This is a genomic window from Bacillus sp. M5A3_1b, from assembly GCF_053345335.1.
The window spans coordinates 35786-58388 of sequence record NZ_JBKEZY010000016.1 but is presented as its reverse complement, the minus strand read 5'-3'; the positions used below and the strand labels follow the sequence as shown (position 1 = coordinate 58388).

Here is a 22603-nt window from a genome sequence, read left to right as displayed (position 1 = left end):
ATCTAAAAATAAAAATTGACGTTTCACGTTGTTTGTTTCGTTCAGTTTTCAAAGAACTACTCGGTCGCTCATTTGCGACTTCCTTATGTTAACATCTTCATTTTTCAATGTCAACTAAGTTTTTTAAATTTATTTTTTATCGTCTTCTGCGTTTCCGCATCAGCGACGGTTATTAATTTATCATATAATAACTATTAACGTCAACACTTTTTAATAAAAAATTCTTTTCCTTACATAACGCATACACTCTTCTGCATTAGCGACTCTTCGAAACAAACAAAAAATGATTTTATATCTTTCTTCCATCGCCTTTTTTACAACGTCATGAATACGTTCATCTTCAAAATCAAATAGCAGTTCTTCTAACTCTCTCTTCAATATGTATTCCATTTCTTTTTTCTCTTCTTTCGTTAACATAAACCCAAGCAAATCATCACCTCAATCATTTCTTACAAAGCAATAAACGTTACGCTCATTTTCACTTATCAAAATCCTATCATTCATTATATCCACCGCTTACGATATTAATCCTTTGTTCTCTTTTTAATATTTAAAGCATATATGTAACTGAAAAGGATTGGACAAAGGGGCGTAATATTATGTTTTTCTTTTTTATTACGAGTAAACGAGCTTTTAAACACATTAGCTTAATAGTGATACTTTCCTTATTTACAGCATGGCTTCTCTTTTTGAAAACATATTCACATGAATCTGCTTTTTCAACTGCGACAGGACCTAAAGTTATTTACAAAGGAGACACCTCTAAAAAACAAGTTGCATTCACGTTTGATATTAGTTGGGGAGACAAAAAAGCAATTCCAATCCTTGATACACTTAAAGAAAGAGACATTAAGAATGCAACCTTCTTCGTTTCTGCTGCATGGGCAGAAAGACACCCTGATGTTGTTGAACGCATCATAAAAGATGGACATGAAATCGGTAGTATGGGCTATAATTACACGTCCTACACTTCTCTAGAGACAAATGAAATACGAAGAGATCTTTTACGAGCACAAGATGTTTTTACAAAACTTGGTGTGAAACAAGTCAAACTATTACGTCCACCTAGTGGAGACTTTAACAAAGCAACACTTAAAATAGCAGAATCACTCGGATACACCATCGTCCATTGGAGTAATAACTCAAACGACTGGAAAAACCCAGGTGTAAACAATATCGTTTCCAATGTCTCTACTAATTTAAAAGGTGGAGATATCGTCTTATTACATGCATCCGATTCTGCCCTTCAAACAAATAAAGCTTTACCACTGCTTCTGCAAAAATTAAAGAGCGACGGATATGAGCAAATATCGGTATCACAACTTATTTCTAACACAAGTACAAAAAGTAAAGATGTAAGGTAATTCTTTTCCCTCGTGTCTTCACACATAAAAAGCTCTACTACCTATCATTAAGGTAGTAGAGCTTTTTTCATCCCGATATTTATATTCGTACAACCACCCTGCATAAAAACTCAAAAATCTCTCTTACTTAAGCCGACTTACTCGCCTTTCCAATTAAACGATGTAATATAAGTAACTGATATGCATTACATAATAAAAGTGGTATCACCATTAAATACAACCAATCTGTGTCATTAATACGAAGCGCTGGTACCCACTCAAGAATTGTTACAACAACCATAAAGAACAAAGCGGGCACAAATGCCTTTCTATTCGTTTCTTTACTTTTTATGTAAGCAATAATCGCCCCAAACACAAATAATACGCCTGCAACAAGTATGTTATTCCCTAACGAAACTTCCCCATTTGCAATCAATATGGATCTTAAATACACGAAATCAAATAAAACGAATGCAATAAAGAAGAGCTGGACTGCATTCCATAAAGAAGGTGACCTGAACATCCCCAGTCCAAAACGATGGATTGTTAAATAGGCAAAGAACCCCATTTGACTTATAACACTAAAAATAAATCCTACACCCATCAACCAGAAGGAAACTGCTAAAATCTCCTTTCCGTCGAAATTTTGAAAAAATTTAACGTACTTATCCCACTCCAAAACAAATCCAATAATGACCGTGCTAATCCCACCTAGAAACAACGTCGTAAAAAACAGGCGTACCCACTTGCGGCTATTCACAACACATCCCCCATTATCCTTATATTTCTAATTAAATTGTATCAATGACAATTTCAAAAAGCTAGCCATGTTCATGTATAAATTCCTTAAAGATATTTATATTAAAAAGAGAGAACTGTGTTGAAAGGAGTTCCAACTTATGAAACGGATGCTGCTCGTTTTGACTTCTTCTTTTCTATTTCTTGTACTTGTAGCATGTGCACAAGGAAAAGAAGCAAAGTCCGAACTTGATTATGATCAAACGAAGAAAATGATTGTTGATATTTTAAAAACCGACCAAGGTAAGAAAGCCATTCAAGATGTGTTAACTGATGAAAAAATGAAACAAGCACTCATACTAGATGAAACAGTAGTAAAGAAAACGATTGAAGATGCAATGGTATCCGACAAAGGGCAACAATTCTGGGAAAAGCTCTTTAAAGACCCTGAGTTCTCATCGAAATTCGCTAAAAGTATGGGGAAAGAACAAACAACCTTAATGAAAACATTACTAAAAGACCCTGAATACCAAGCAGGCGTTATAGAAATTATGAAAAACCCTGAAGTAGAAAAAATAATGTTACAAACAATGAAGAGTAAAGAATACCGCCAATATTTACAACAAGTACTAACAGAAACTGCTGAAAGCCCACTCTTCCAAGCTAAGATGATTGATATTATTAGTAAAGGTGTACAAAAGGCCGAAAAAAGTGGATCTGATAAAAAAGAAGCAGGCGGTGCAGGTGGTTCCCAAGACGGTAAAAAGGAGCAACAGTAAAAATAATAATTATAATAATGAGTGGACAATATATGTATCGTCCACTCATTATTATTTTATTTTTGCGCGACAGCTATTTTATCAATTACTGTCTCAGCTATCGTACGATAAATAAGACCCGTCGTATGTGTATCTTCATATACTGAAGGCGCAAAGTCATCTTTATTCCAATCAGGTTGTTGAAGCGGAATTCGGCCAAGTACTTCTGTTTGAAGTTCTGTAGCTAATTTATCTCCTCCACCTCTTCCAAACACATATTCTTTTTCACCAGTTGTTTTACTTTCAAAATACGCCATATTTTCAACAACACCAAGAATACTATGTTCTGTACGTAAAGCCATAGCTCCAGCACGCGCTGCCACAAATGCCGCTGTTGGATGTGGCGTTGTTACAATAATCTCTTTACAAGCTGGCAACATTGAGTGTAAGTCTAGCGCAACATCACCTGTACCCGGTGGTAAATCTAAAACTAAATAGTCTAAATCGCCCCACTCTACTTCTGTAAAGAAGTGATTTAACATTTTCCCAAGCATAGGGCCTCTCCAAATAACCGGTGCATTATCTTCTACAAAGAATCCCATTGAAATTACCTTTACACCTAGACGCTCCACTGGAATGATTCTATCTCCTCTTACAACAGGACGTTTTTCTATCCCCATCATATCCGGTACGCTAAAACCATAAATATCAGCATCAATGATACCAACCTTTTTACCTAGACGAGCTAAAGCAATGGCAAGGTTAACAGAAACTGTTGATTTTCCGACTCCACCTTTTCCACTCGCCACTGCTAAAAATGTTGTTTTTGAATTTGGTGACAATAAAGATTCAGTTTGCTCTTCTTCCTGTTCCGGTGCAAACTGAGCTAATTCCTCTTCTGTAAATTCTGCAAAGCGAAGCCCTACTGTTGCTGCTCCTAGTTCTTTTACTAATTTTACAATTCCAGATTGCAATTGCATTTGTTCCGCTGTTCCGGTTTTTACAATTGCAATTTTAACACTTACATGTTCCTTCTCAGGCTTAACTGTTACCTCTTTAATTGCACCTGTTTCTTTTAACGTTTTATGTAAAAACGGATCTACAATCCCTTCTAACGCTTCCACTACTTGCTCTTTCGTTACCATTGTTAGCCCAGCCCCCTGTATGAAAAATAACGTAATGTTAATTAAATTTATCTCTCTTTATTTTTGAAATAAATGCGTTTACATTTCCAGTATAACATATTTTCGGAAAACTTCGTTAACGAGAGAAACTCAAAAAATCCTCCTTATTCTGGAGGATTCCCTTTTTCCGTGAAATAACGTAATATACCACGATATACTGCAGCCGCTACCTTTTGCTGATATTTCTCCGAATTTAACATATACCTTTCGTTTACATTCGATAAAAAGCCAGCTTCAATTAAAGCACCTGGTGTTTTCGCATACTTTAATAAATACACATGAGAAATTGTTTTAGCAGAACGATTCGTATTCTCTAAACTCGTTCTCAATTCAGCTTGTATAAATTTCGCAGCACGTTCATTTTCAACCGAAGAACGATAGTAGAACGTTTGTGCGCCTTTCGATCCACTGCTAGTTAAAGCATTTAAATGAATACTCGCAAAAAAGTCTACATCAGGCTTATTAATAATCTCTACACGCTTTTTTAAATCCTCTGCTTTACGTCTACTATATGATTTTGTATCTTTCTGAGCTAAATCATAATCTCCCTCACGTGTTAAAATAACTAGTGCACCTTGTTCTTGTAAATAATCTTGTACCTTCTTTGTAATCTCAAGCGTAATATCTTTTTCTATAATATCTTTTCCACCAACAGCCCCTCCGTCTGGCCCACCATGCCCAGCATCCAATACAATCACTTTCCCCGATAAGGGTAAATTCCAAGCTCGCCACGATTTTGTAATTTGAAATTCTTGTTTAACTAAAAAAAACAAAACAACCGCAGCGAGTGCAAAAGAGATAATTCGAATTCTCTTCATACCTTTCCTCCTCCAGCTAGTCCCTCTAATTACTTATATGGGAGAAGAGGAAAGTTTATGCTTGTCTTAATGAAGCTTTAATCGATATCTTCTTTCACCTTTTTCATATCCTTCCTGCCACCATAAGCCGATAAACTGCTGGCAAGATTCAAAAAGTAATTCCTCATCTTGTAACTTAATTTCCCGCATAGTCATGCTCGTTAAAAATTGAAATAGTGTTTCCGTTAATTGTTGCTCTTCTTCTAAGGCTCTATATTTCACATCAAAGAATGATTCACCATAATAACCAAACTTACTGTATCTCGCTCCTAATAAATACGATTCTATCCCTAATTCAATACAGTAATCTTCATACTGACGATGAAGTTCCTGCATCTGAAAGGCATCCCTAATATTTGAACGTAATGTTTTTAATGATAGTTCTCGCAGCATCTTCCGTTCATATTTCAACTGCTTTTCTTTTTGTTTTTCTTGTAAGCTGACAATGACATTCATAGTACTTATAAACCTCCCTAATACGTATTAGTCTAAACTTCTAAAGAAGAAGCATACGCGAGAGAATAGCACTAAAATATTCCAAACTACAAAAATTACAAAAGAGGAATGAAACATAAAAAAACCCCAACCAAAATGGTTGGGGTTTGTAGTTCGCAAAAATTAACGTTTTGAGAACTGAGGTGCACGACGTGCGCCTTTAAGACCGTATTTTTTACGCTCTTTCATACGTGCGTCACGAGTTAATAGACCTGCACGTTTTAGTGTTAGACGGTATTCTGGATCAGCTTTTAATAAAGCGCGAGAAATACCGTGACGAATAGCACCAGCTTGACCAGTGTATCCACCACCATTTACGTTTACAAGTACATCGTAGTTACCTAAAGTTTCTGTTGCAACTAGAGGTTGTTTCACTACTTCACGTAATGCAGCAAATGGGATATAGTTTTCAAAATCACGACCGTTAATGATAACGCGTCCTTCGCCTGGAACTAGGCGTACGCGCGCTACTGAACTCTTACGACGTCCAGTGCCATAGTATTGAACCTGTGCCAAAGTAAGCCCTCCTTTAATTGATTATCCGCGAAGTTCGTAAACTTCTGGTTTTTGTGCTTGGTGTGGATGCTCTGCTCCAGCATACACGTTTAATTTCTTAGATACTTGACGTCCTAAACGTCCTTTTGGAAGCATCCCTTTAATTGCAAGCTCTAACATTTGTACAGGGTAGTTTGTACGCATTTCTAGAGCTGTTCTTTGTTTAAGTCCACCTGGGTGGTTAGTGTGACGGTAGTAAATTTTATCGTTTAATTTATTACCTGTTAAATGAATTTTTTCAGCGTTAATAATAATTACATGATCACCCGTGTCAACGTGTGGTGTAAATGTAGGTTTGTTTTTACCGCGTAAAATAGATGCTACTTCAGTAGATAGGCGACCTAAAGTTTGACCTTCAGCATCAACCACATACCATTTACGCTCAACTTCGTTAGCTTTTGCCATAAAAGTCGTACGCATGTGTTTCCCTCCTCGTTATCTTTTCCATAGAAAAAATCTATTGTTTATCTTAAACACGATTTCCTTCCGGGGCTAATCGTGGTTTTAGAAACAATACCATATGTTATGATATACTTTTGAGTTTCTAATGTCAAGCAAATGTTACACCAGGATTAGTTGTTATAGTTTACCTGCCATAAGTAAAGTCCATGACCTGGAGCCATCTTTCCAGCAAACTGACGATTTTGTTTCGCTAAAATCTCTGGAATACTATCAGGATCAAGCTTTCCTTGCCCTACGCTAAGTAACGTACCAACAATAATTCTGACCATATTATATAAAAATCCATTACCTACAAAACGAAAAATTAATTCATCGCCTTGCTCAATTAACTCAATTTCATAAATCGTTCGCACTTTATCTTTTTTGTCAGTTTTTGCCGAACAAAAAGAAGTGAAATCATGCGTTCCAATAAAATAAGGAATCGCTTTTCTTATAGAGCTTATTTCGAGCGGATATGGATATTGATATACGTAATTTCTACGGAATACATCCGCAGTCTTTGATAATAATACACGATAACGATATTCTTTTCTCTCGACACCGTAACGCGCATGAAATTCTTCTGTTTTTTTCTCTACCTGTCTGATAACAATATCATCTGGCAACATTGTGTTTAATGCATTACTCCATTGCCACTCTTCAAGAGACAACGGTGTATCAAAGTGTATGACTTGTCCTTTAGCGTGAACAGTAGAATCCGTTCTGCCCGATGCCTGAACACGAACAAGTTCTCCTTTATGCAATTTCTGCAAAGCTTTCTCAATCTCTTGTTGAACAGTACGATGCTGCGGCTGAATTTGATAACCACAAAAATGCATGCCATCATATGCAACCGTACATTTTATTCTATCCATTTCTCTATTCTCCATTACGATCGCACCCATGCCAAAATACAAGCTAAACAAAGTAAGCTTATAATCGTTACTGTATCGCTTGTTTTCCAGCGTAGTTGCCTAAATTTAGTACGTCCTTCGCCATTTTGATACCCACGTGCTTCCATAGCAATTGCTAAGTCCTCAGCACGCTTAAAAGCACTGATAAATAGAGGAACGAGTAGTGAGATAATAGCTTTTATCCTATCTTTTATCGGTCCTCCTGCGAAATCAATACCACGTGAAGCTTGTGCCTTCATTATTTTACTTGTTTCATCCATTAATGTCGGAATAAAACGAAGAGAAATTGACATCATTAATGCGATTTCATGAACAGGAACTTTTATACGTTTCAACGGCTTTAATAACGTCTCCAAACCATCTGTAATCTCAATAGGTGTTGTCGTTAACGTTAATAATGTCGTCATTAAAATAATAACGAAGAATCGTATAGAAATGTATATCCCTTGCTCTAATCCTTTTTCATGTATCGAAAACCAACCAAGCTGGAATAGTACTTCCCCTTCTTTATTTGTAAAAATATGCAGGAAAAATGTAAAAAGAAAAATCCATAGAATTGGTTTTAAGCCCGAAAGTACATAACGAATCGGCACTTTTGCAAAAAATAAAGCAATGAGTGCATATAAAAATAAAAATCCATATGAAATCGCATTATTTGCTAAGAAAACAACAAATACATATAAAAAGACAATCAGCAGCTTCGTACGTGGATCAAGTTGATGAATAAGAGACTTCCCTGGAATATATCTTCCAATAATCAACTGCTGCATGATTCATGACCACCTTTTCGTAACACCTGCACAACTTCATGAGTAAGATCCTCTAAAGATAAGGTAGCCTTTGGGATTGAAATGCCAAACTTCTCTTCAATTGCACGTTTATACTTTAAAGACATAGGAAGATCCACGCCAATTTTCTCTAGTTCATCAGCATGTGAAAATACTTCCTCTGCACTTCCTTGCAAAAAGACCGTTCCTTTATGCATGACTACAATCTGCTCCGCATACTTAGCAGCATCCTCCATATTATGTGTTACTAGGATAACTGTAAGACCTTTTTCCTTATGCAGCTTATAAAACATCTCCATAAGTTCATTCTGCCCTTTTGGATCTAGTCCTGCTGTAGGTTCATCTAATACAAGCACTTCGGGTTCCATCGCCAATACACCCGCTATCGCAACACGCCTCATTTGCCCACCACTTAACTCAAACGGTGAACGTGTTAACAGTTCTGGCTCTAACCCTACAAGTTCAATTGCCTCTCTTGCCTTTTGCTTCGCTTCTTCTACAGATACCCCAAAATTAGTAGGGCCGAAACAAATATCCTTCTCCACAGTCTCTTCAAACAACTGATGTTCTGGGAATTGAAAGACAACCCCTACCTTTTTACGTAGTGGCTTTAGCTTTTTTTCTTTCTTTCCTGCCGAAATGAAATGTTCACCAATTTGAACTGTGCCATTCGTCGGCTGCAATAAACCATTTAAATGTTGAATCATCGTCGACTTACCTGAACCAGTATGACCGATAATGGCATAATAGCCCCCACTTGGAAACGACACGTCTACATCATAAAGCGCGCGTCTTTCAAATGGAGTTTTATATTGATAACGATGTTCTACTTTTTGGAATGTAATCTCCAAAGTTCGTTCACCAAGCTTTCCATTGTAAGATGCGTATTTTGCAAGAGAATTTCATTTCTTTTTAATAATTCTGCTATTTTCACTGAAAATGGTACATCTAATCCAATTTCTTGGAGCATATGAGAGGACTTGAATATTTGCTTAGGAGTCCCTTCCTCTAATATTTCTCCCTTATTTAAAATAATGACACGGTCTGATTGCGCCGCTTCTTCTAAATCGTGCGTAATTGATAACACGGTAATACCTTTTTGATTAACAAGTTGTCTAACCGTTTCTACTACTTCACGTCTCCCTTGAGGATCTAGCATTGACGTTGCTTCATCTAATATCAAAATAGATGGCTGAAGTGCTAAAACGCCTGCTATTGCCACTCGCTGCTTTTGCCCACCAGATAACGAATGAGGTTCATCATTAAGAAAATCTTCCATACGGACAAGTTTGAGAGCCTGATCTAATCTTTCTACCATTTTCTCTCTTGGCATTCCGATATTCTCTAAGCCAAAAACAACGTCGTCTTGCACTGTCGTTCCAACAAATTGATTATCTGGATTTTGAAATACCATCCCAATTTGTTTTCGAACATCCCATACCGTTTCCTCTGATAAAACCATTGTATCATTTACTGTAATAGTCCCTGCTTCCGGCAAAAACAAACCATTCAATAATTTTGCAAGTGTAGACTTCCCTGAACCGTTTTGTCCAATAACAGATACCCATTCTCCCTCATACAAGGAAAATGAAACATCTTTTAATGCATAAGTGGCTGCCCCAGGATATTGAAATGATATATTCTCTGTCCGAAGTTTCTCTTTTTTCAATACAAGGCACCCTTTCCTTCGCCAAGTTAGCCTATTTTTATATTTAAAAAAAAGGGCCATGACCAGTTTCTTGAAAAGAACTGTCCTGCCCTTTTAATTATCATTATACTAACTCGATAATTACCATTGGTGCTGCGTCTCCGCGACGTGGACCAATTTTTGCAATACGAGTGTATCCGCCTTGGCGCTCAGCATAGCGTGGAGCTACATCAGCGAATAATTTTTGAAGTGCATCTTGACCAGTCTCAGCGTTAGCTACTTCATTGCGAATGAAAGCTGCTGCTTGACGACGAGCGTGAAGATCTCCGCGTTTACCTAAAGTGATCATTTTTTCCACTACAGAACGAAGTTCTTTTGCACGAGTTTCTGTCGTTTGGATGCGCTCGTTGATAATTAAATCAGTAGCTAAATCACGTAACATAGCTTTACGTTGCGCACTTGTACGGCCTAATTTTCTGTATGCCATTCGTAGTTCCCTCCTTTGTTGATGGGTTTAAATCCTCAGTCGTCTTTACGTAAACCTAAACCTAATTCCTCAAGTTTATGTTTAACTTCTTCTAAGGATTTACGTCCTAAGTTACGAACTTTCATCATATCTTCTTCTGTTTTGTTCGCAAGCTCTTGTACAGTATTAATTCCTGCACGTTTTAGGCAATTATAAGAACGAACAGAAAGATCTAGTTCTTCGATAGTCATCTCAAGAACTTTCTCTTTTTGATCTTCTTCCTTCTCGACCATAATCTCAGCATTTTGTGCTTCATCAGTTAAACCAACAAAGATATTTAAATGCTCAGTTAAGATTTTGGCACCTAAAGAGATAGCTTCTTTTGGCCCGATGCTTCCATCCGTCCATACATCAAGCGTAAGCTTATCATAATTAGCCACTTGTCCGACACGTGTCTTTTCCACTTGGTAAGTCACACGTGATACTGGAGTATAAATAGAATCAATAGGAATTACTCCTATTGGTTGATCTTCGCTTTTATTTGCATCAGCTGGCGTATACCCACGGCCACGCTTTGCAGTTAAACGCATGCGGAAATGCGCATTTTTTGCTAACGTTGCAATGTGTAAATCTGGATTTAAGATTTCTACATCACTATCGTGAGTAATATCAGCAGCTGTGACAATACCTTCGCCCTGCACATCAATTTCCAACGTCTTCTCTTCTTCAGAGTAGATTTTAAGAGCTAACTTTTTCAAGTTTAAGATGATCGTCGTAACGTCTTCTACTACGCCCTCAACTGTTGAAAATTCATGTAATACGCCATCGATTTGGATAGCAGTAACAGCGGCACCAGGGAGTGAGGATAAAAGAATACGACGTAAGGAGTTACCCAAAGTAGTACCATATCCACGCTCAAGCGGTTCAATTACGAATTTACCATATTTAGCATCTTCGTTAAGTTCAACCGTTTCGATTTTCGGCTTTTCGATTTCAATCATTAACTAAACCCTCCTTCAAAACGTCGAAACCCCGGTTAAACAAAGGGATACCCCCTGTCTAACCGAAAGTCCCCCTTAGGCAGTTCCCGATTGTGCACAACAAGCGATGTTTCTGTACGAAATTTCTCGATAATGCATCATATCCATTATAGACAAAAGGGAAAATTCTATACAGAAAAATTACACACGACGACGTTTTGGTGGACGACATCCATTATGAGGAACTGGAGTAACATCTCTAATTGCTGTTACTTCTAGACCTGCAGCTTGAAGAGCACGAATTGCAGCTTCACGACCAGCACCAGGACCTTTAACAGTAACCTCTAAAGTTTTTAAACCGTGCTCCATTGCAACTTTAGCAGCAGCTTCAGCAGCCATTTGCGCAGCGAATGGAGTAGACTTACGAGATCCACGGAAACCAAGTGCACCAGCACTAGACCAAGAAAGTGCGTTACCATGAGTATCTGTAAGTGTTACGATTGTGTTGTTGAAAGTAGAACGAATATGAGCTATACCAGCTTCAATATTCTTTTTCACACGTTTTTTACGAGTGTTTGTTTTACGTGCCATTGTTAGTTCAACCTCCTTTACTTATTATTTCTTTTTATTTGCTACTGTACGACGTGGACCTTTACGTGTACGAGCATTGTTTTTAGAGTTTTGACCACGAACTGGTAAACCACGACGGTGACGAAGACCACGGTAAGAACCGATCTCCATTAGACGTTTAATGTTAAGAGATACTTCACGACGAAGGTCTCCCTCAACTTTAATACGATCGATGATATCACGGATACGTCCTAGTTCGTCTTCCGTTAAATCACGAACTCGTGTTTCTGAAGAAATACCAGCTTCAGTTAGAATTTTTTCAGCAGTTGTGCGACCAATGCCGAATACGTAAGTTAAAGAAATAACAACGCGTTTGTCTCGAGGAATATCTACACCTGCGATACGTGCCATTCTGAATGCACCTCCTTCTGATTAACCTTGTTTTTGTTTATGTTTAGGGTTTTCACAAATAACCATTACTTTTCCACGTCTACGAATAACTTTACATTTTTCGCAGATTGGTTTAACTGACGGTCTTACTTTCATGTCTCGAACCTCCTTAAAGATTACGGAGTGCTATATTATTTAAAACGGTACGTAATACGACCACGATTTAAATCGTACGGAGATAATTCTACCGTAACTTTGTCTCCTGGTAAAATACGAATGAAGTTCATACGGATTTTACCAGAAACGTGAGCCAATACGACATGCCCATTCTCTAATTCTACTTTGAACATAGCATTTGGCAACGTTTCAAGAACGGTACCTTCGACTTCAATTACATCATCTTTAGCCATTCAATAGTTCTCCCTTCTTCAAATCAGTAACATTTTACACTGCTCTGAAATCCCGGAGAGCCAGCTACTTATAAAGTGGTAAGGATTTCGTATCCTGCTTCTGTAAGAGCAATCGTGTGCTCAAAGTGTGCACACCATTTACCATCTACCGTTACCACTGTCCAGTCATCAGATAGTGTTTTTACATATCGTCTTCCTTGATTCACCATCGGCTCAACACAGATGACCATTCCCGGCTTTAATCTAGGGCCTCTATTTGGTGGACCATAGTGCGGGATTTGAGGGTCCTCATGTAAGTCTTGCCCGATTCCGTGACCAACATACTCCCTAACGATCGAGAACCCATTCTCTTCAGCATGGGTTTGAACCGCATGTGAGATATTTGATAATCTTTCGCCTGGTTTTACTTGTTCTAGACCAAGATACAACGATTTTTCTGTGACATCAAGTAGCTTTTGAACAGATTCAGAAATGTTTCCAACTGGATACGTCCATGCAGAATCTCCATGGTACCCATTGTATTTCGCACCAATATCGATACTGATGATATCGCCCTCTTCGAGCTTGCGCTTCCCTGGAATTCCGTGTACAAGCTCTTCATTTACAGAAGCACATATGCTCCCCGGAAATCCGTTGTATCCTTTAAAAGATGGCGTAGCACCATATTTTTGAATCGTCTTTTCCGCTATTTGATCGAGCTCTTTCGTTGTAATTCCTGGAGTAATATGCTGTTTCAACTCTTGATGAGTTAAAGCAACGATCCTGCCAGCTTCTCGCATGATTTCTATCTCGCGAGGAGTTTTGCAGATGATCATTACGCTAAGCCTCCGATGAGAACATCGATATCAGCAAATACTTTATTGATATCTTGCTCACCATTAATGCTTTGTAAGTAACCAAGCTCCTCGTAGAAATCAAGCAAAGGTTTTGTTTGCTTAATATTTACATCTAAACGATTTGCCACAGTTTCTTCATTGTCATCAGAGCGTTGATATAATTCGCCACCACATTTATCGCACACATCAGCTTTTGCTGGTGGATTGAATTCTAAGTGGTAAGTCGCACCGCACTCTTTACAAATGCGACGGCCTGTAAGGCGTGTTAATAACAACCCTGAATCCACATTAATGTTTAAAACATAGTCGATTTTTTTACCAAGATCTTTCATAATCTCTTCAAGAGCTGATGCTTGTGCAACAGTTCGTGGGAAACCGTCTAGTAAGAAACCTCTTACGCAGTCTTCTTGACTTAAACGTTCACGAACGATTCCGATTGTAACTTCATCTGGAACAAGTGCACCTTTATCAATAAAAGATTTTGCTTGTAGACCCATTTCAGTTTCAGCCTTCATAGCTGCACGGAACATATCTCCTGTTGAAATGTGAGGGATGTTATACTTGGCAACAATCTGTTCGGCTTGTGTACCTTTACCAGCACCAGGAAGCCCCATTAAAATTAAGTTCATCCTTGTTCCCCCTCAGAGTACATGAGCATGTAGGGAAGACAATTCTTCCCACTTACTCATTGCTTGATAAACCCTTTGTAATGGCGTTTTACCAGTTGACTTTCTAGCTGCTTCATTGTTTCTAAAGCAACGCCGACAACGATTAACATACTCGTTCCACCAATCTGTGCAGATGGAGGAAGATTTCCCAATTTCGTAAAGATAACTGGTAAGATTGCAATCGCTGCTAGGAAAATTGATCCTACAAAGGTCAAACGATACAAGATTTTTGTTAGATATTGTTCCGTATTCTTACCCGGACGAATACCTGGAACATATCCACCTTGTTTGTTTAGATTCTCTGACATTTGCTCTGGATTAACCTGAACAAACGCATAGAAATATGTGAAGGCTACAATGAGCGCAACATATATGATCATTCCCACTGGGTGAGAATAGTTAAAGTTTGCAATGATCCACTGCGATACATCATGATTCGGGAAGAACTGTGCAATAGTTGGAGGCGTAATTAAGAATGAAACAGCAAAAATGACTGGAATAACACCCGCACTATTTACCTTAAGCGGTAAATGTGTGTTTTGTGCTCCAGCATGATTCCCATTCCCTCCTGTTACACGCTTCGCATATTGAATTGGGATCTTTCTAACAGCCTGTTGAATGAAAATAACACCAACAATAACCGCTAGCACAGCTAGTAAGATCAATGCAACTTTAACGATACTCATGAACAATTGATCTCCGATATTTTGAAACTGTTGTTGATACACTTGAGATATAACACTTGGGATCGCTGCGGCAATACCGCCAAAGATAAGGATGGAAATACCATTACCTACACCTTTAGCTGTAATCTGTTCACCTAACCACATTAAAAATGCAGTACCAGCAGTCAGTACCGTAGCAATGTATAAATAAGTGCTCCAACCAGGATTCAAAATTAATTGCCCACCTACCATACCGTTAAAACCGATTGACATACCAAACCCCTGAATAAACGCAAGAACAATTGTAAAGTAACGCGTGAATTGCGTTAGTTTACGACGGCCCATTTCACCTTGCTTCGACCATTCCGAAAATTTAGGAACAACATCCATCTGCAATAATTGCACGATGATGGATGCTGTAATATACGGCATGATTCCCATCGCGAAGATGGAGAAGTTTTTCAAGGCGCCACCGCCAAATGTATTTAGGATACCTAAGGCATTTAATTGATCTTGTGCTTTCAGTACGTCTCCATTTGTAAATGGCACTGGGATAAACGTGCCAATCCTGAATACGATTAACATCGCTAAAGTGAATAATATTTTACGTCTTATCTCAGCAACGCGCATAAAGTTGGAGATTGTACGAAACATTAGATCACCTCAACTGATCCGCCAGCTGCTTCAATTGCTTCTTTAGCACTTGAAGAGAACTTGTGCGCTTTAACAGTTAATTTTTTCTCTACTGCGCCGCTTGCAAGAATTTTAACACCGTCGTTTAACTTGCTGATAACGCCAGTTTCCAGCAATAATTCAGGTGTTACTTCTGTACCATCTTCAAAACGATTTAACGTTGATAAGTTTACAATAGTAAACTCTTTACGGTTAATGTTTGTGAAGCCGCGTTTTGGTAAACGACGGAATAATGGAGTTTGACCACCTTCGAAGCCAAGACGAACACCGCCACCAGAACGTGCGTTTTGTCCTTTATGACCTTTACCAGCAGTTTTACCGTTACCAGAACCGATACCACGACCGACACGGTTACGTACTTTACGAGAACCTTCTGCAGGTTTTAATTCATGAAGTTTCATTCCCAGGCACCTCCTTATATTAATGAGTTATCCTTAAGCTTCTGTTACAGTTATAAGGTGAGAAACTTTGTTGATCATACCAAGAATAGCAGGAGTTTCTTCCTTAACTACAGTTGAATTCAACTTTTTAAGACCTAAAGCTTCTACCGTCGCACGTTGATCTTGTGGACGACCAATTACACTACGAGTGAGGGTAATTTCTAACTTTTTCGCCATTTGTTTTCCCTCCTTAACCTAGTAGCTCTTCTACAGATTTACCGCGTAATTTTGCAACATCTTCAGCACGCTTAAGTTCGCTTAATCCGTTCACAGTAGCGCGAATCATGTTGATTGGTGTGTTAGAACCAAGAGATTTCGAAAGAATATCTTGTACACCAGCTAATTCAAGTACCGCACGAACAGGTCCACCAGCAATAACACCAGTACCTTCAGCAGCAGGTTTTAAGAATACTTCACCAGCTCCAAAATGACCGTTGATTGTGTGTGGAATTGTTGTACCAACTAATGGTACAGCGATTAAGTTTTTCTTAGCGTCTTCGATAGCTTTGCGGATTGCGTCTGGTACCTCTTGTGCTTTACCAGTACCGAATCCAACATGACCGTTTTTATCGCCAACTACAACTAGTGCAGCAAAGCGGAAACGACGACCACCCTTAACAACTTTCGCGACACGATTTATCGTAACTACACGTTCTTCAAGTTCTAATTTACTTGGGTCAATGCGATGCATCAATTTTCCCTCCTTTGACCATTAAAATTGTAATCCAGCCTCACGAGCAGCCTCAGCTAGAGCTTTAACACGGCCATGGTATAAGTAACCACCGCGATCGAATACTACTTCTTTAACGCCTTTCTCTACAGCACGCTTAGCAACTGATTCTCCTACTTTCGTAGCAGCTTCAGTATTGCTAGTACCGTTAAGAGCAAGGTCTTTATCAAGAGTAGATGCACTTACTAACGTTACACCATTTACATCATCAATAACTTGAGCGTAAATATGTTGGTTAGAACGGAACACGTTTAAACGTGGACGTTCTGCAGTACCAGTAAGTTTAGCACGTACACGTGCATGTCTTTTCTTACGAGTCGCATTTTTATCAGCTTTAGTGATCATTCTTGTCACTCCTTTCTCTCACCTAACGGGTTTACTTAGCAGTTTTACCTTCTTTACGACGAACAACTTCGCCTTCGTAACGAATACCTTTACCTTTATAAGGCTCAGGAGCACGTACAGCACGGATGTTAGCAGCAAATTCGCCAACACGTTGCTTGTCGATACCTTTGATTACGATTTTAGTTGGTACAGGTACTTCAACTTCAAGACCTGCTTCCGGAGTCATTTCTACTGGATGAGAATAACCTACGCTTAATACAAGTTTATCTCCTTGTTTTTGAGCACGGTAACCAACACCGACTAATTCAAGTCCGCGTGCGAAACCTGTAGTTACACCTTCAACCATGTTTCCGATTAAAGCACGAGTTGTACCGTGTAATGCACGGTGTTCCTTCTGTTCAGATGGACGCTCAACTGTTAGTGTATTTTCTTCAATTTTGATAGACATATCAGCATTGAATTTACGAGTTAATTCACCTTTAGGGCCTTTTACTGCTACAGTATTGTCTTCTGCAATTGTAATAGTAACACCTGCAGGGATTTCAAGAATCTTTTTACCAATACGAGACATGTGGTCACACCTCCGTTCGTTTTAAATATATATTACCAAACGTATGCTACTACTTCTCCACCAGTTTGTAATTGACGAGCGTCTTTGTCTGTCATTACTCCCTTAGATGTAGAAACAAGAGCGATACCTAATCCGTTAAGTACACGTGGTACTTCATCAGCTTTAGCGTAAACGCGTAAGCCAGGTTTACTGATACGTTTTAATCCAGTGATTACACGTTCATTGTTTGCACCATATTTCAGGAAAATACGAAGGATACCTTGTTTGTTATCCTCGATGTATTCTACATCACGAATGAAACCTTCACGTTTTAAAAGTTCAGCGATCTCTTTTTTGATTTTAGAAGCAGGAACCTCTAATTTCTCATGACGTACCATGTTCGCATTACGGATGCGAGTAAGCATGTCTGCAATTGGATCTGTCATCACCATGTGTTTTACCTCCTTCCCATTTGTGGGTTTTACCAACTAGCTTTTTTAACACCAGGAATTTGACCTTTATATGCAAGTTCACGGAAACAAATACGGCAAAGCTTAAATTTGCGGTATACAGAATGCGGACGACCGCAGCGTTCGCAACGTGTATACTCTTGTACTTTAAACTTAGGAGTACGCTTTTGTTTCGCTATCATAGATTTTTTAGCCACGTTTTCGCCTCCTCTACTTAGCGTTGGTTTCCATTATTTTTGGAATGGCATACCGAATTGTGTTAAAAGTTCACGAGCTTCTTCATCAGTTTTCGCTGTAGTAACGATTACGATGTCCATACCGCGGACTTTGCTTACTTTATCATAATCAATCTCAGGGAAGATAAGTTGCTCTTTAACACCTAATGTGTAGTTCCCACGACCATCGAATGATTTCTTAGAAACACCACGGAAATCACGTACACGTGGTAAAGAAACTGATACTAATTTGTCGAAGAACTCATACATTTGCTCGCCGCGTAAAGTTACTTTCGCACCGATTGGCATACCTTCACGAAGACGGAAACCAGCGATTGATTTTTTAGCACGAGTTACAACAGGTTTTTGACCTGCGATTTGTGTTAATTCTTCTACTGCATTGTCTAAAGCTTTTGAGTTAGATACCGCGTCACCAACACCAGTGTTGATTACGATCTTTTCGATTTTCGGTACTTCCATCACAGATTTATAGTTAAACTTGCTCACTAGAGCAGGAGTAATTTCCTTTTGGAACTTCTCTTTAAGGCGATTCAATGAAGTGACCTCCTTTCTTAAGAAAATTATTTATCTAATAATTCACCAGATTTTTTTGCAATACGAACTTTTTTACCATCTTCTACTTTGAAGCCTACGCGAGTAGGTTCACCTGTTTTCGGATCTAAAACCATAACGTTAGAAACGTGAATAGGTGCTTCTTTAGTAATAATTCCACCTTGTGGATTTAATTGAGATGGCTTAGAGTGTTTTTTAACGATGTTAACACCCTCAACGATAACACGGTTTTGCTTTGGGAAAGCCACAAGGATAACGCCTTGTTTTCCTTTGTCTTTTCCAGTGATTACCTGTACTTTATCACCTTTTTTTACATGCATCTTAATTCTGCACCTCCTTAGCAAGGCAATACCTTAAATTATAGAACTTCTGGAGCTAAAGAAACGATCTTCATGAAGTTGCTATCACGTAATTCACGAGCTACTGGTCCGAAGATACGAGTACCACGTGGGCTCTTATCGTCTTTGATGATAACCGCTGCGTTTTCATCAAATTTGATATAAGAACCGTCCGGACGACGAGCTCCGCTCTTCGTACGTACCACTACTGCTTTAACAACGTCACCTTTTTTAACAACGCCACCTGGTGTTGCTTGTTTTACCGTAGCAACGATAATGTCACCAATGTTAGCATATTTACGACCAGAGCCGCCTAATACTTTAATTGTTAAAAGTTCACGTGCACCAGAGTTGTCAGCAACTTTCAAACGAGATTCTTGTTGGATCATGTTATGAAACCTCCCTTCGGACTAAAAATTCCGATTCGTCTATTTAGATAATAACCGCTTCTTCAACGATTTCAACTAAACGGAAACGCTTAGTAGCAGAAAGCGGGCGAGTTTCCATGATTTTAACGATATCGCCAAGTTTCGCTTGGTTTTGCTCATCATGGGCTTTGTACTTCTTAGAATACTTAACACGTTTTCCGTACAAGGAATGAGTTTTGTAAGTTTCAACTAAAACTGTAATCGTTTTGTCCATTTTGTCAGACACAACACGACCAGTATAAACTTTGCGTTGGTTACGTTCGCTCACTATGCAAACCTCCCCTCAATTTATCGATTAATTCCGATCTCTCTTTCACGAACTACAGTTTTCATACGAGCAATTGCTTTACGCACTTCACGAATGCGAGTTGGATTCTCTAATTGTCCTGTAGCAAGTTGGAAGCGAAGATTGAACAATTCTTCCTTTAAAGCTTTAACTTTTGTTTCGATTTCGGCAGTGGTTAATTCACGAATATCATTAGTTTTCATTAGATTCACCACCATTTTCTTCACGTTTTACGAATTTACATTTCACAGGTAACTTGTGAGCTGCAAGACGTAATGCTTCGCGTGCTACCTCTTCAGATACACCCGCGATTTCGAACATAATTTTCCCAGGTTTTACTACTGCTACCCAGCCTTCTGGTGCCCCTTTACCGGAACCCATACGTACTTCTAGAGGTTTTGCAGTGTAAGGTTTAGAAGGGAAAATTTTAATCCATACTTTACCGCCACGTTTCATGTAACGAGTCATTGCACGACGAGCAGCTTCGATTTGACGGTTTGTAATCCATGAAGCAGCTTGTGCTTGTAAACCGAATTCACCGAAAGCAATTTCAGTTCCACCTTTTGCACGACCACGCATTTTACCACGATGCTCTCTACGATATTTTACGCGTTTTGGCATTAACATATTATTTTCCTCCTTCCTCAGAAGCTTTCTTTTTTGTAGGAAGGACTTCTCCACGGTAGATCCATACTTTTACGCCTAATTTACCGTATGTTGTATCAGCTTCAACTGCTGCATAGTCAATATCAGCGCGAAGTGTATGAAGTGGAACAGTTCCTTCACTGTAAGATTCTGCACGAGCGATATCAGCTCCGCCAAGACGACCAGAAACCTGTGTTTTAATACCTTTAGCACCTGCACGCATAGCACGTTGAATAACTTGCTTTTGTGCACGACGGAATGATACACGGTTTTCTAATTGACGAGCGATGTTTTCGCCTACTAATTTAGCGTTAAGATCAGCTCTCTTAACTTCTAAAATGTTGATGTGTACACGCTTGCCTGTTAATTGGTTAAGAGCTTTACGAAGTGCTTCAACTTCAGTACCACCTTTACCAATTACCATACCAGGTTTTGCAGTGTGAATTGTAACATTTACACGATTTGCTGCACGTTCGATTTCTACTTTAGCAACAGCAGAATCTTTTAAGCGTACAGTAATGTACTCACGGATTTTGATGTCTTCATGTAGTAATGTAGCATAATCTTTCTCTGCGAACCAACGAGATTCCCAGTCACGGATAACGCCGACACGAAGACCAATTGGATTAACCTTTTGACCCATCGATTATCCCTCCTTCTTTTCTGATACCACAACTGTAATGTGGCTTGTGCGTTTGTTAATTTGGCTTGCACGACCCATTGCACGTGGACGGAAACGTTTCAACGTTGGACCTTCGTCAACGAAAACTTTTTCAACAACTAGGTTGTTAATATCCATCTCATAATTGTGCTCTGCATTTGCGATTGCAGATTTTAAAACTTTCTCTACAACTGGAGAAGCAGTTTTTGGTGTGTGGTTAAGGATAGCAATCGCTTCACCCACTTGCTTACCTCGGATTAAGTCTACTACTAAACGAACTTTACGAGGAGCAATACGAACTGTTCTCGCTACTGCTTTAGCTTGCATTGAAGTGCCTCCTCTCATTATCTTCTAGTTTTCTTATCGTCAGCAAGGTGACCTTTATACGTACGAGTTGGTGCGAATTCACCTAACTTATGGCCAACCATATCCTCAGTGATGTACACAGGTACGTGTTTACGACCATCATATACAGCGATTGTGTGTCCGATGAACTGAGGGAAGATTGTTGAACGGCGAGACCAAGTTTTAACAACTTGTTTTTGCTCAGATGCAACTAATTTTTCCATTTTGCTCATTAAGTGATCATCGACAAATGGTCCTTTTTTTAAGCTACGAGCCATTTTGGTGCCTCCCTTCGTGATTGGCGTACGGTTCTAGAAATGAACCGTACTACAATCCCATTATTTTTTACGACGACGAACGATGAATTTGTCAGACGCTTTGTTTTTCTTACGAGTCTTGAATCCAAGAGTTGGTTTACCCCATGGAGACATTGGAGACTTACGTCCGATTGGAGAACGTCCTTCACCACCACCGTGTGGGTGATCAACCGGGTTCATTACAGAACCACGAACTGTTGGGCGTTTACCTAACCAGCGAGAGCGACCTGCTTTACCGATTTTGATAAGTTCGTGCTGTTCGTTACCTACTTGACCGATTGAAGCGCGACAAGCAGATAATACAAGACGTACTTCACCAGAAGTTAAACGTACAAGTACGTATTTACCTTCTTTACCAAGTACTTGAGCAGAAGTACCAGCAGAACGAACTAATTGTCCGCCACGACCAGGCTTAAGCTCGATATTATGAACAACAGTACCTACTGGAATGTTGATTAATGGTAATGCGTTACCGATTTTGATGTCAGCTTCTGGGCCAGACATAACTTCCATACCTACTTCTAAAGATTTAGGAGCAAGAATGTAACGTTTTTCACCGTCAACGTAGTTAATTAATGCGATATTCGCAGAGCGGTTTGGATCGTATTCGATCGTAGCAACGCGTCCTGGAATTCCATCTTTGTTACGCTTAAAGTCGATGATACGGTATTGACGCTTATGTCCGCCACCTTGATGACGTACAGTAATTTTACCTTGGTTATTACGACCAGCCTTCTTGCTTAAAGGAGCAAGTAATGACTTTTCTGGTCTGTCAGTCGTGATTTCAGCGAAATCATTCGTAGTCATATTACGACGACCGTTAGTAGTTGGATTATACTTTTTAATTCCCATCTCAATTTC

39 protein-coding genes are annotated in these 22603 nt (G+C 39.0%); 2 read left to right on the top strand and 37 right to left on the bottom strand.

The window, feature by feature from the left end; translation table 11 throughout:
- Positions 1-210 precede the first annotated feature (210 nt).
- Complete coding sequence (locus ACLBWW_RS27115) at positions 211-429, bottom strand: hypothetical protein (protein ID WP_000900297.1); 219 nt, start codon at positions 427-429, stop codon at positions 211-213.
- A gap of 170 nt (positions 430-599) precedes the next feature.
- Between ACLBWW_RS27115 and pdaB the strand changes: the two genes are divergently transcribed.
- Positions 600-1364, top strand: coding sequence for a polysaccharide deacetylase family sporulation protein PdaB (gene pdaB, locus ACLBWW_RS27110; protein WP_000464700.1), 765 nt, complete (start codon positions 600-602; stop codon positions 1362-1364).
- Positions 1365-1491: 127 nt separating this feature from the next.
- Here pdaB and kbaA read toward each other — a convergent pair whose 3' ends face one another.
- The gene (kbaA, locus tag ACLBWW_RS27105; RefSeq protein WP_048543036.1) at positions 1492-2103 is read right to left on the bottom strand and encodes a KinB signaling pathway activation protein KbaA; all 612 of its coding nucleotides are present in this window, start codon (positions 2101-2103) and stop codon (positions 1492-1494) included.
- A 139-nt stretch (positions 2104-2242) separates the two neighbouring features.
- Here kbaA and gerD point away from each other — a divergent pair, with 139 nt between their 5' ends.
- On the top strand, positions 2243-2860 hold the full coding sequence (gene gerD / locus ACLBWW_RS27100) for a spore germination protein GerD (protein ID WP_048543034.1): 618 nt from the start codon (positions 2243-2245) through the stop codon (positions 2858-2860).
- A 56-nt stretch (positions 2861-2916) separates the two neighbouring features.
- Here gerD and ACLBWW_RS27095 read toward each other — a convergent pair whose 3' ends face one another.
- The 35 genes from ACLBWW_RS27095 to rplB form a co-directional block, all read right to left on the bottom strand.
- On the bottom strand, positions 2917-3984 hold the full coding sequence (locus tag ACLBWW_RS27095; protein ID WP_000256609.1) for an Mrp/NBP35 family ATP-binding protein: 1068 nt from the start codon (positions 3982-3984) through the stop codon (positions 2917-2919).
- A 143-nt stretch (positions 3985-4127) separates the two neighbouring features.
- Positions 4128-4841, bottom strand: coding sequence for an N-acetylmuramoyl-L-alanine amidase CwlD (cwlD, locus tag ACLBWW_RS27090; protein ID WP_000822446.1), 714 nt, complete (start codon positions 4839-4841; stop codon positions 4128-4130).
- Between the two features lie 66 nt (positions 4842-4907).
- On the bottom strand, positions 4908-5336 hold the full coding sequence (locus ACLBWW_RS27085; RefSeq protein WP_001101006.1) for a YbaK family protein: 429 nt from the start codon (positions 5334-5336) through the stop codon (positions 4908-4910).
- Positions 5337-5498: 162 nt separating this feature from the next.
- Positions 5499-5891: a 30S ribosomal protein S9 gene (gene rpsI / locus ACLBWW_RS27080; RefSeq protein ID WP_000079986.1), complete on the bottom strand. Its 393-nt coding sequence runs from the start codon at positions 5889-5891 to the stop codon at positions 5499-5501.
- Between the two features lie 21 nt (positions 5892-5912).
- Positions 5913-6350 carry a 50S ribosomal protein L13 gene (rplM, locus tag ACLBWW_RS27075; RefSeq protein ID WP_001260795.1) on the bottom strand — a complete coding sequence of 146 codons (438 nt, stop codon included), beginning with the start codon at positions 6348-6350 and terminating at the stop codon, positions 5913-5915.
- A 152-nt stretch (positions 6351-6502) separates the two neighbouring features.
- Positions 6503-7246: a tRNA pseudouridine(38-40) synthase TruA gene (gene truA / locus ACLBWW_RS27070; protein ID WP_002096935.1), complete on the bottom strand. Its 744-nt coding sequence runs from the start codon at positions 7244-7246 to the stop codon at positions 6503-6505.
- A gap of 14 nt (positions 7247-7260) precedes the next feature.
- Positions 7261-8055: an energy-coupling factor transporter transmembrane component T family protein gene (locus ACLBWW_RS27065; RefSeq protein ID WP_001186519.1), complete on the bottom strand. Its 795-nt coding sequence runs from the start codon at positions 8053-8055 to the stop codon at positions 7261-7263.
- Positions 8043-8924 carry an energy-coupling factor ABC transporter ATP-binding protein gene (locus ACLBWW_RS27060; RefSeq protein ID WP_000406519.1) on the bottom strand — a complete coding sequence of 294 codons (882 nt, stop codon included), beginning with the start codon at positions 8922-8924 and terminating at the stop codon, positions 8043-8045. Before ACLBWW_RS27060 ends, ACLBWW_RS27065 begins: the two co-directional genes overlap by 13 nt.
- Complete coding sequence (locus ACLBWW_RS27055) at positions 8900-9742, bottom strand: energy-coupling factor ABC transporter ATP-binding protein (protein ID WP_000711780.1); 843 nt, start codon at positions 9740-9742, stop codon at positions 8900-8902. The genes ACLBWW_RS27060 and ACLBWW_RS27055 overlap by 25 nt, the downstream gene beginning before the upstream one ends.
- 103 nt (positions 9743-9845) lie before the next feature.
- Complete coding sequence (gene rplQ, locus ACLBWW_RS27050; protein ID WP_000331490.1) at positions 9846-10208, bottom strand: 50S ribosomal protein L17; 363 nt, start codon at positions 10206-10208, stop codon at positions 9846-9848.
- A 35-nt stretch (positions 10209-10243) separates the two neighbouring features.
- The gene (locus tag ACLBWW_RS27045) at positions 10244-11188 is read right to left on the bottom strand and encodes a DNA-directed RNA polymerase subunit alpha (RefSeq protein WP_000569644.1); all 945 of its coding nucleotides are present in this window, start codon (positions 11186-11188) and stop codon (positions 10244-10246) included.
- Positions 11189-11368: 180 nt separating this feature from the next.
- Positions 11369-11758: a 30S ribosomal protein S11 gene (gene rpsK, locus ACLBWW_RS27040; protein WP_000101797.1), complete on the bottom strand. Its 390-nt coding sequence runs from the start codon at positions 11756-11758 to the stop codon at positions 11369-11371.
- Positions 11759-11782: 24 nt separating this feature from the next.
- Positions 11783-12148 carry a 30S ribosomal protein S13 gene (rpsM, locus tag ACLBWW_RS27035; RefSeq protein WP_000090790.1) on the bottom strand — a complete coding sequence of 122 codons (366 nt, stop codon included), beginning with the start codon at positions 12146-12148 and terminating at the stop codon, positions 11783-11785.
- Positions 12149-12169: 21 nt separating this feature from the next.
- Positions 12170-12283 carry a 50S ribosomal protein L36 gene (rpmJ, locus tag ACLBWW_RS27030; RefSeq protein ID WP_000868344.1) on the bottom strand — a complete coding sequence of 38 codons (114 nt, stop codon included), beginning with the start codon at positions 12281-12283 and terminating at the stop codon, positions 12170-12172.
- Between the two features lie 35 nt (positions 12284-12318).
- Positions 12319-12537: a translation initiation factor IF-1 gene (infA, locus tag ACLBWW_RS27025; protein ID WP_001029884.1), complete on the bottom strand. Its 219-nt coding sequence runs from the start codon at positions 12535-12537 to the stop codon at positions 12319-12321.
- Positions 12538-12605: 68 nt separating this feature from the next.
- Positions 12606-13352, bottom strand: a complete 747-nt coding sequence (gene map, locus ACLBWW_RS27020) for a type I methionyl aminopeptidase (protein ID WP_000582534.1) — start codon at positions 13350-13352, stop codon at positions 12606-12608.
- Positions 13352-14002, bottom strand: coding sequence for an adenylate kinase (locus ACLBWW_RS27015; RefSeq protein ID WP_001048998.1), 651 nt, complete (start codon positions 14000-14002; stop codon positions 13352-13354). Before ACLBWW_RS27015 ends, map begins: the two co-directional genes overlap by 1 nt.
- A gap of 56 nt (positions 14003-14058) precedes the next feature.
- Entirely contained in the window at positions 14059-15360 is a 1302-nt protein-coding gene (gene secY / locus ACLBWW_RS27010; RefSeq protein ID WP_000490119.1) for a preprotein translocase subunit SecY, read from the bottom strand.
- A complete protein-coding gene (gene rplO, locus ACLBWW_RS27005; protein ID WP_000766083.1) occupies positions 15360-15800 on the bottom strand; it encodes a 50S ribosomal protein L15 in 441 nt (146 codons plus the stop codon). The genes secY and rplO overlap by 1 nt, the downstream gene beginning before the upstream one ends.
- Positions 15801-15833: 33 nt before the next feature.
- Complete coding sequence (gene rpmD, locus ACLBWW_RS27000) at positions 15834-16016, bottom strand: 50S ribosomal protein L30 (protein WP_001085232.1); 183 nt, start codon at positions 16014-16016, stop codon at positions 15834-15836.
- Between the two features lie 13 nt (positions 16017-16029).
- Entirely contained in the window at positions 16030-16530 is a 501-nt protein-coding gene (gene rpsE / locus ACLBWW_RS26995) for a 30S ribosomal protein S5 (protein ID WP_000554646.1), read from the bottom strand.
- 21 nt (positions 16531-16551) lie between these two features.
- Complete coding sequence (rplR, locus tag ACLBWW_RS26990) at positions 16552-16914, bottom strand: 50S ribosomal protein L18 (protein ID WP_000628818.1); 363 nt, start codon at positions 16912-16914, stop codon at positions 16552-16554.
- 31 nt (positions 16915-16945) lie between these two features.
- Positions 16946-17485, bottom strand: coding sequence for a 50S ribosomal protein L6 (gene rplF / locus ACLBWW_RS26985; protein ID WP_000086550.1), 540 nt, complete (start codon positions 17483-17485; stop codon positions 16946-16948).
- A 32-nt stretch (positions 17486-17517) separates the two neighbouring features.
- Positions 17518-17916 (bottom strand): 30S ribosomal protein S8, encoded by a 399-nt coding sequence (rpsH, locus tag ACLBWW_RS26980; protein ID WP_000245511.1) that lies wholly within the window; start codon positions 17914-17916, stop codon positions 17518-17520.
- A 29-nt stretch (positions 17917-17945) separates the two neighbouring features.
- Positions 17946-18131, bottom strand: a complete 186-nt coding sequence (rpsN, locus tag ACLBWW_RS26975) for a 30S ribosomal protein S14 (RefSeq protein ID WP_001085700.1) — start codon at positions 18129-18131, stop codon at positions 17946-17948.
- A 33-nt stretch (positions 18132-18164) separates the two neighbouring features.
- Complete coding sequence (rplE, locus tag ACLBWW_RS26970) at positions 18165-18704, bottom strand: 50S ribosomal protein L5 (protein ID WP_001080829.1); 540 nt, start codon at positions 18702-18704, stop codon at positions 18165-18167.
- 26 nt (positions 18705-18730) lie between these two features.
- The gene (gene rplX, locus ACLBWW_RS26965; protein ID WP_000558201.1) at positions 18731-19042 is read right to left on the bottom strand and encodes a 50S ribosomal protein L24; all 312 of its coding nucleotides are present in this window, start codon (positions 19040-19042) and stop codon (positions 18731-18733) included.
- Positions 19043-19080: 38 nt separating this feature from the next.
- On the bottom strand, positions 19081-19449 hold the full coding sequence (rplN, locus tag ACLBWW_RS26960; protein ID WP_000615912.1) for a 50S ribosomal protein L14: 369 nt from the start codon (positions 19447-19449) through the stop codon (positions 19081-19083).
- Positions 19450-19492: 43 nt separating this feature from the next.
- The gene (gene rpsQ / locus ACLBWW_RS26955; protein WP_000004106.1) at positions 19493-19756 is read right to left on the bottom strand and encodes a 30S ribosomal protein S17; all 264 of its coding nucleotides are present in this window, start codon (positions 19754-19756) and stop codon (positions 19493-19495) included.
- A 20-nt stretch (positions 19757-19776) separates the two neighbouring features.
- Entirely contained in the window at positions 19777-19977 is a 201-nt protein-coding gene (gene rpmC, locus ACLBWW_RS26950; RefSeq protein ID WP_000855718.1) for a 50S ribosomal protein L29, read from the bottom strand.
- Positions 19967-20401: a 50S ribosomal protein L16 gene (gene rplP / locus ACLBWW_RS26945; RefSeq protein ID WP_000928969.1), complete on the bottom strand. Its 435-nt coding sequence runs from the start codon at positions 20399-20401 to the stop codon at positions 19967-19969. Before rplP ends, rpmC begins: the two co-directional genes overlap by 11 nt.
- A 1-nt stretch (position 20402) precedes the next feature.
- Positions 20403-21062 carry a 30S ribosomal protein S3 gene (gene rpsC, locus ACLBWW_RS26940; RefSeq protein WP_000529958.1) on the bottom strand — a complete coding sequence of 220 codons (660 nt, stop codon included), beginning with the start codon at positions 21060-21062 and terminating at the stop codon, positions 20403-20405.
- A gap of 3 nt (positions 21063-21065) precedes the next feature.
- A complete protein-coding gene (gene rplV / locus ACLBWW_RS26935; protein WP_001148024.1) occupies positions 21066-21407 on the bottom strand; it encodes a 50S ribosomal protein L22 in 342 nt (113 codons plus the stop codon).
- Between the two features lie 17 nt (positions 21408-21424).
- Complete coding sequence (rpsS, locus tag ACLBWW_RS26930; RefSeq protein ID WP_000124454.1) at positions 21425-21703, bottom strand: 30S ribosomal protein S19; 279 nt, start codon at positions 21701-21703, stop codon at positions 21425-21427.
- A gap of 60 nt (positions 21704-21763) precedes the next feature.
- Positions 21764-22594: a 50S ribosomal protein L2 gene (gene rplB / locus ACLBWW_RS26925; protein WP_000511583.1), complete on the bottom strand. Its 831-nt coding sequence runs from the start codon at positions 22592-22594 to the stop codon at positions 21764-21766.
- Positions 22595-22603: the final 9 nt, after the last annotated feature.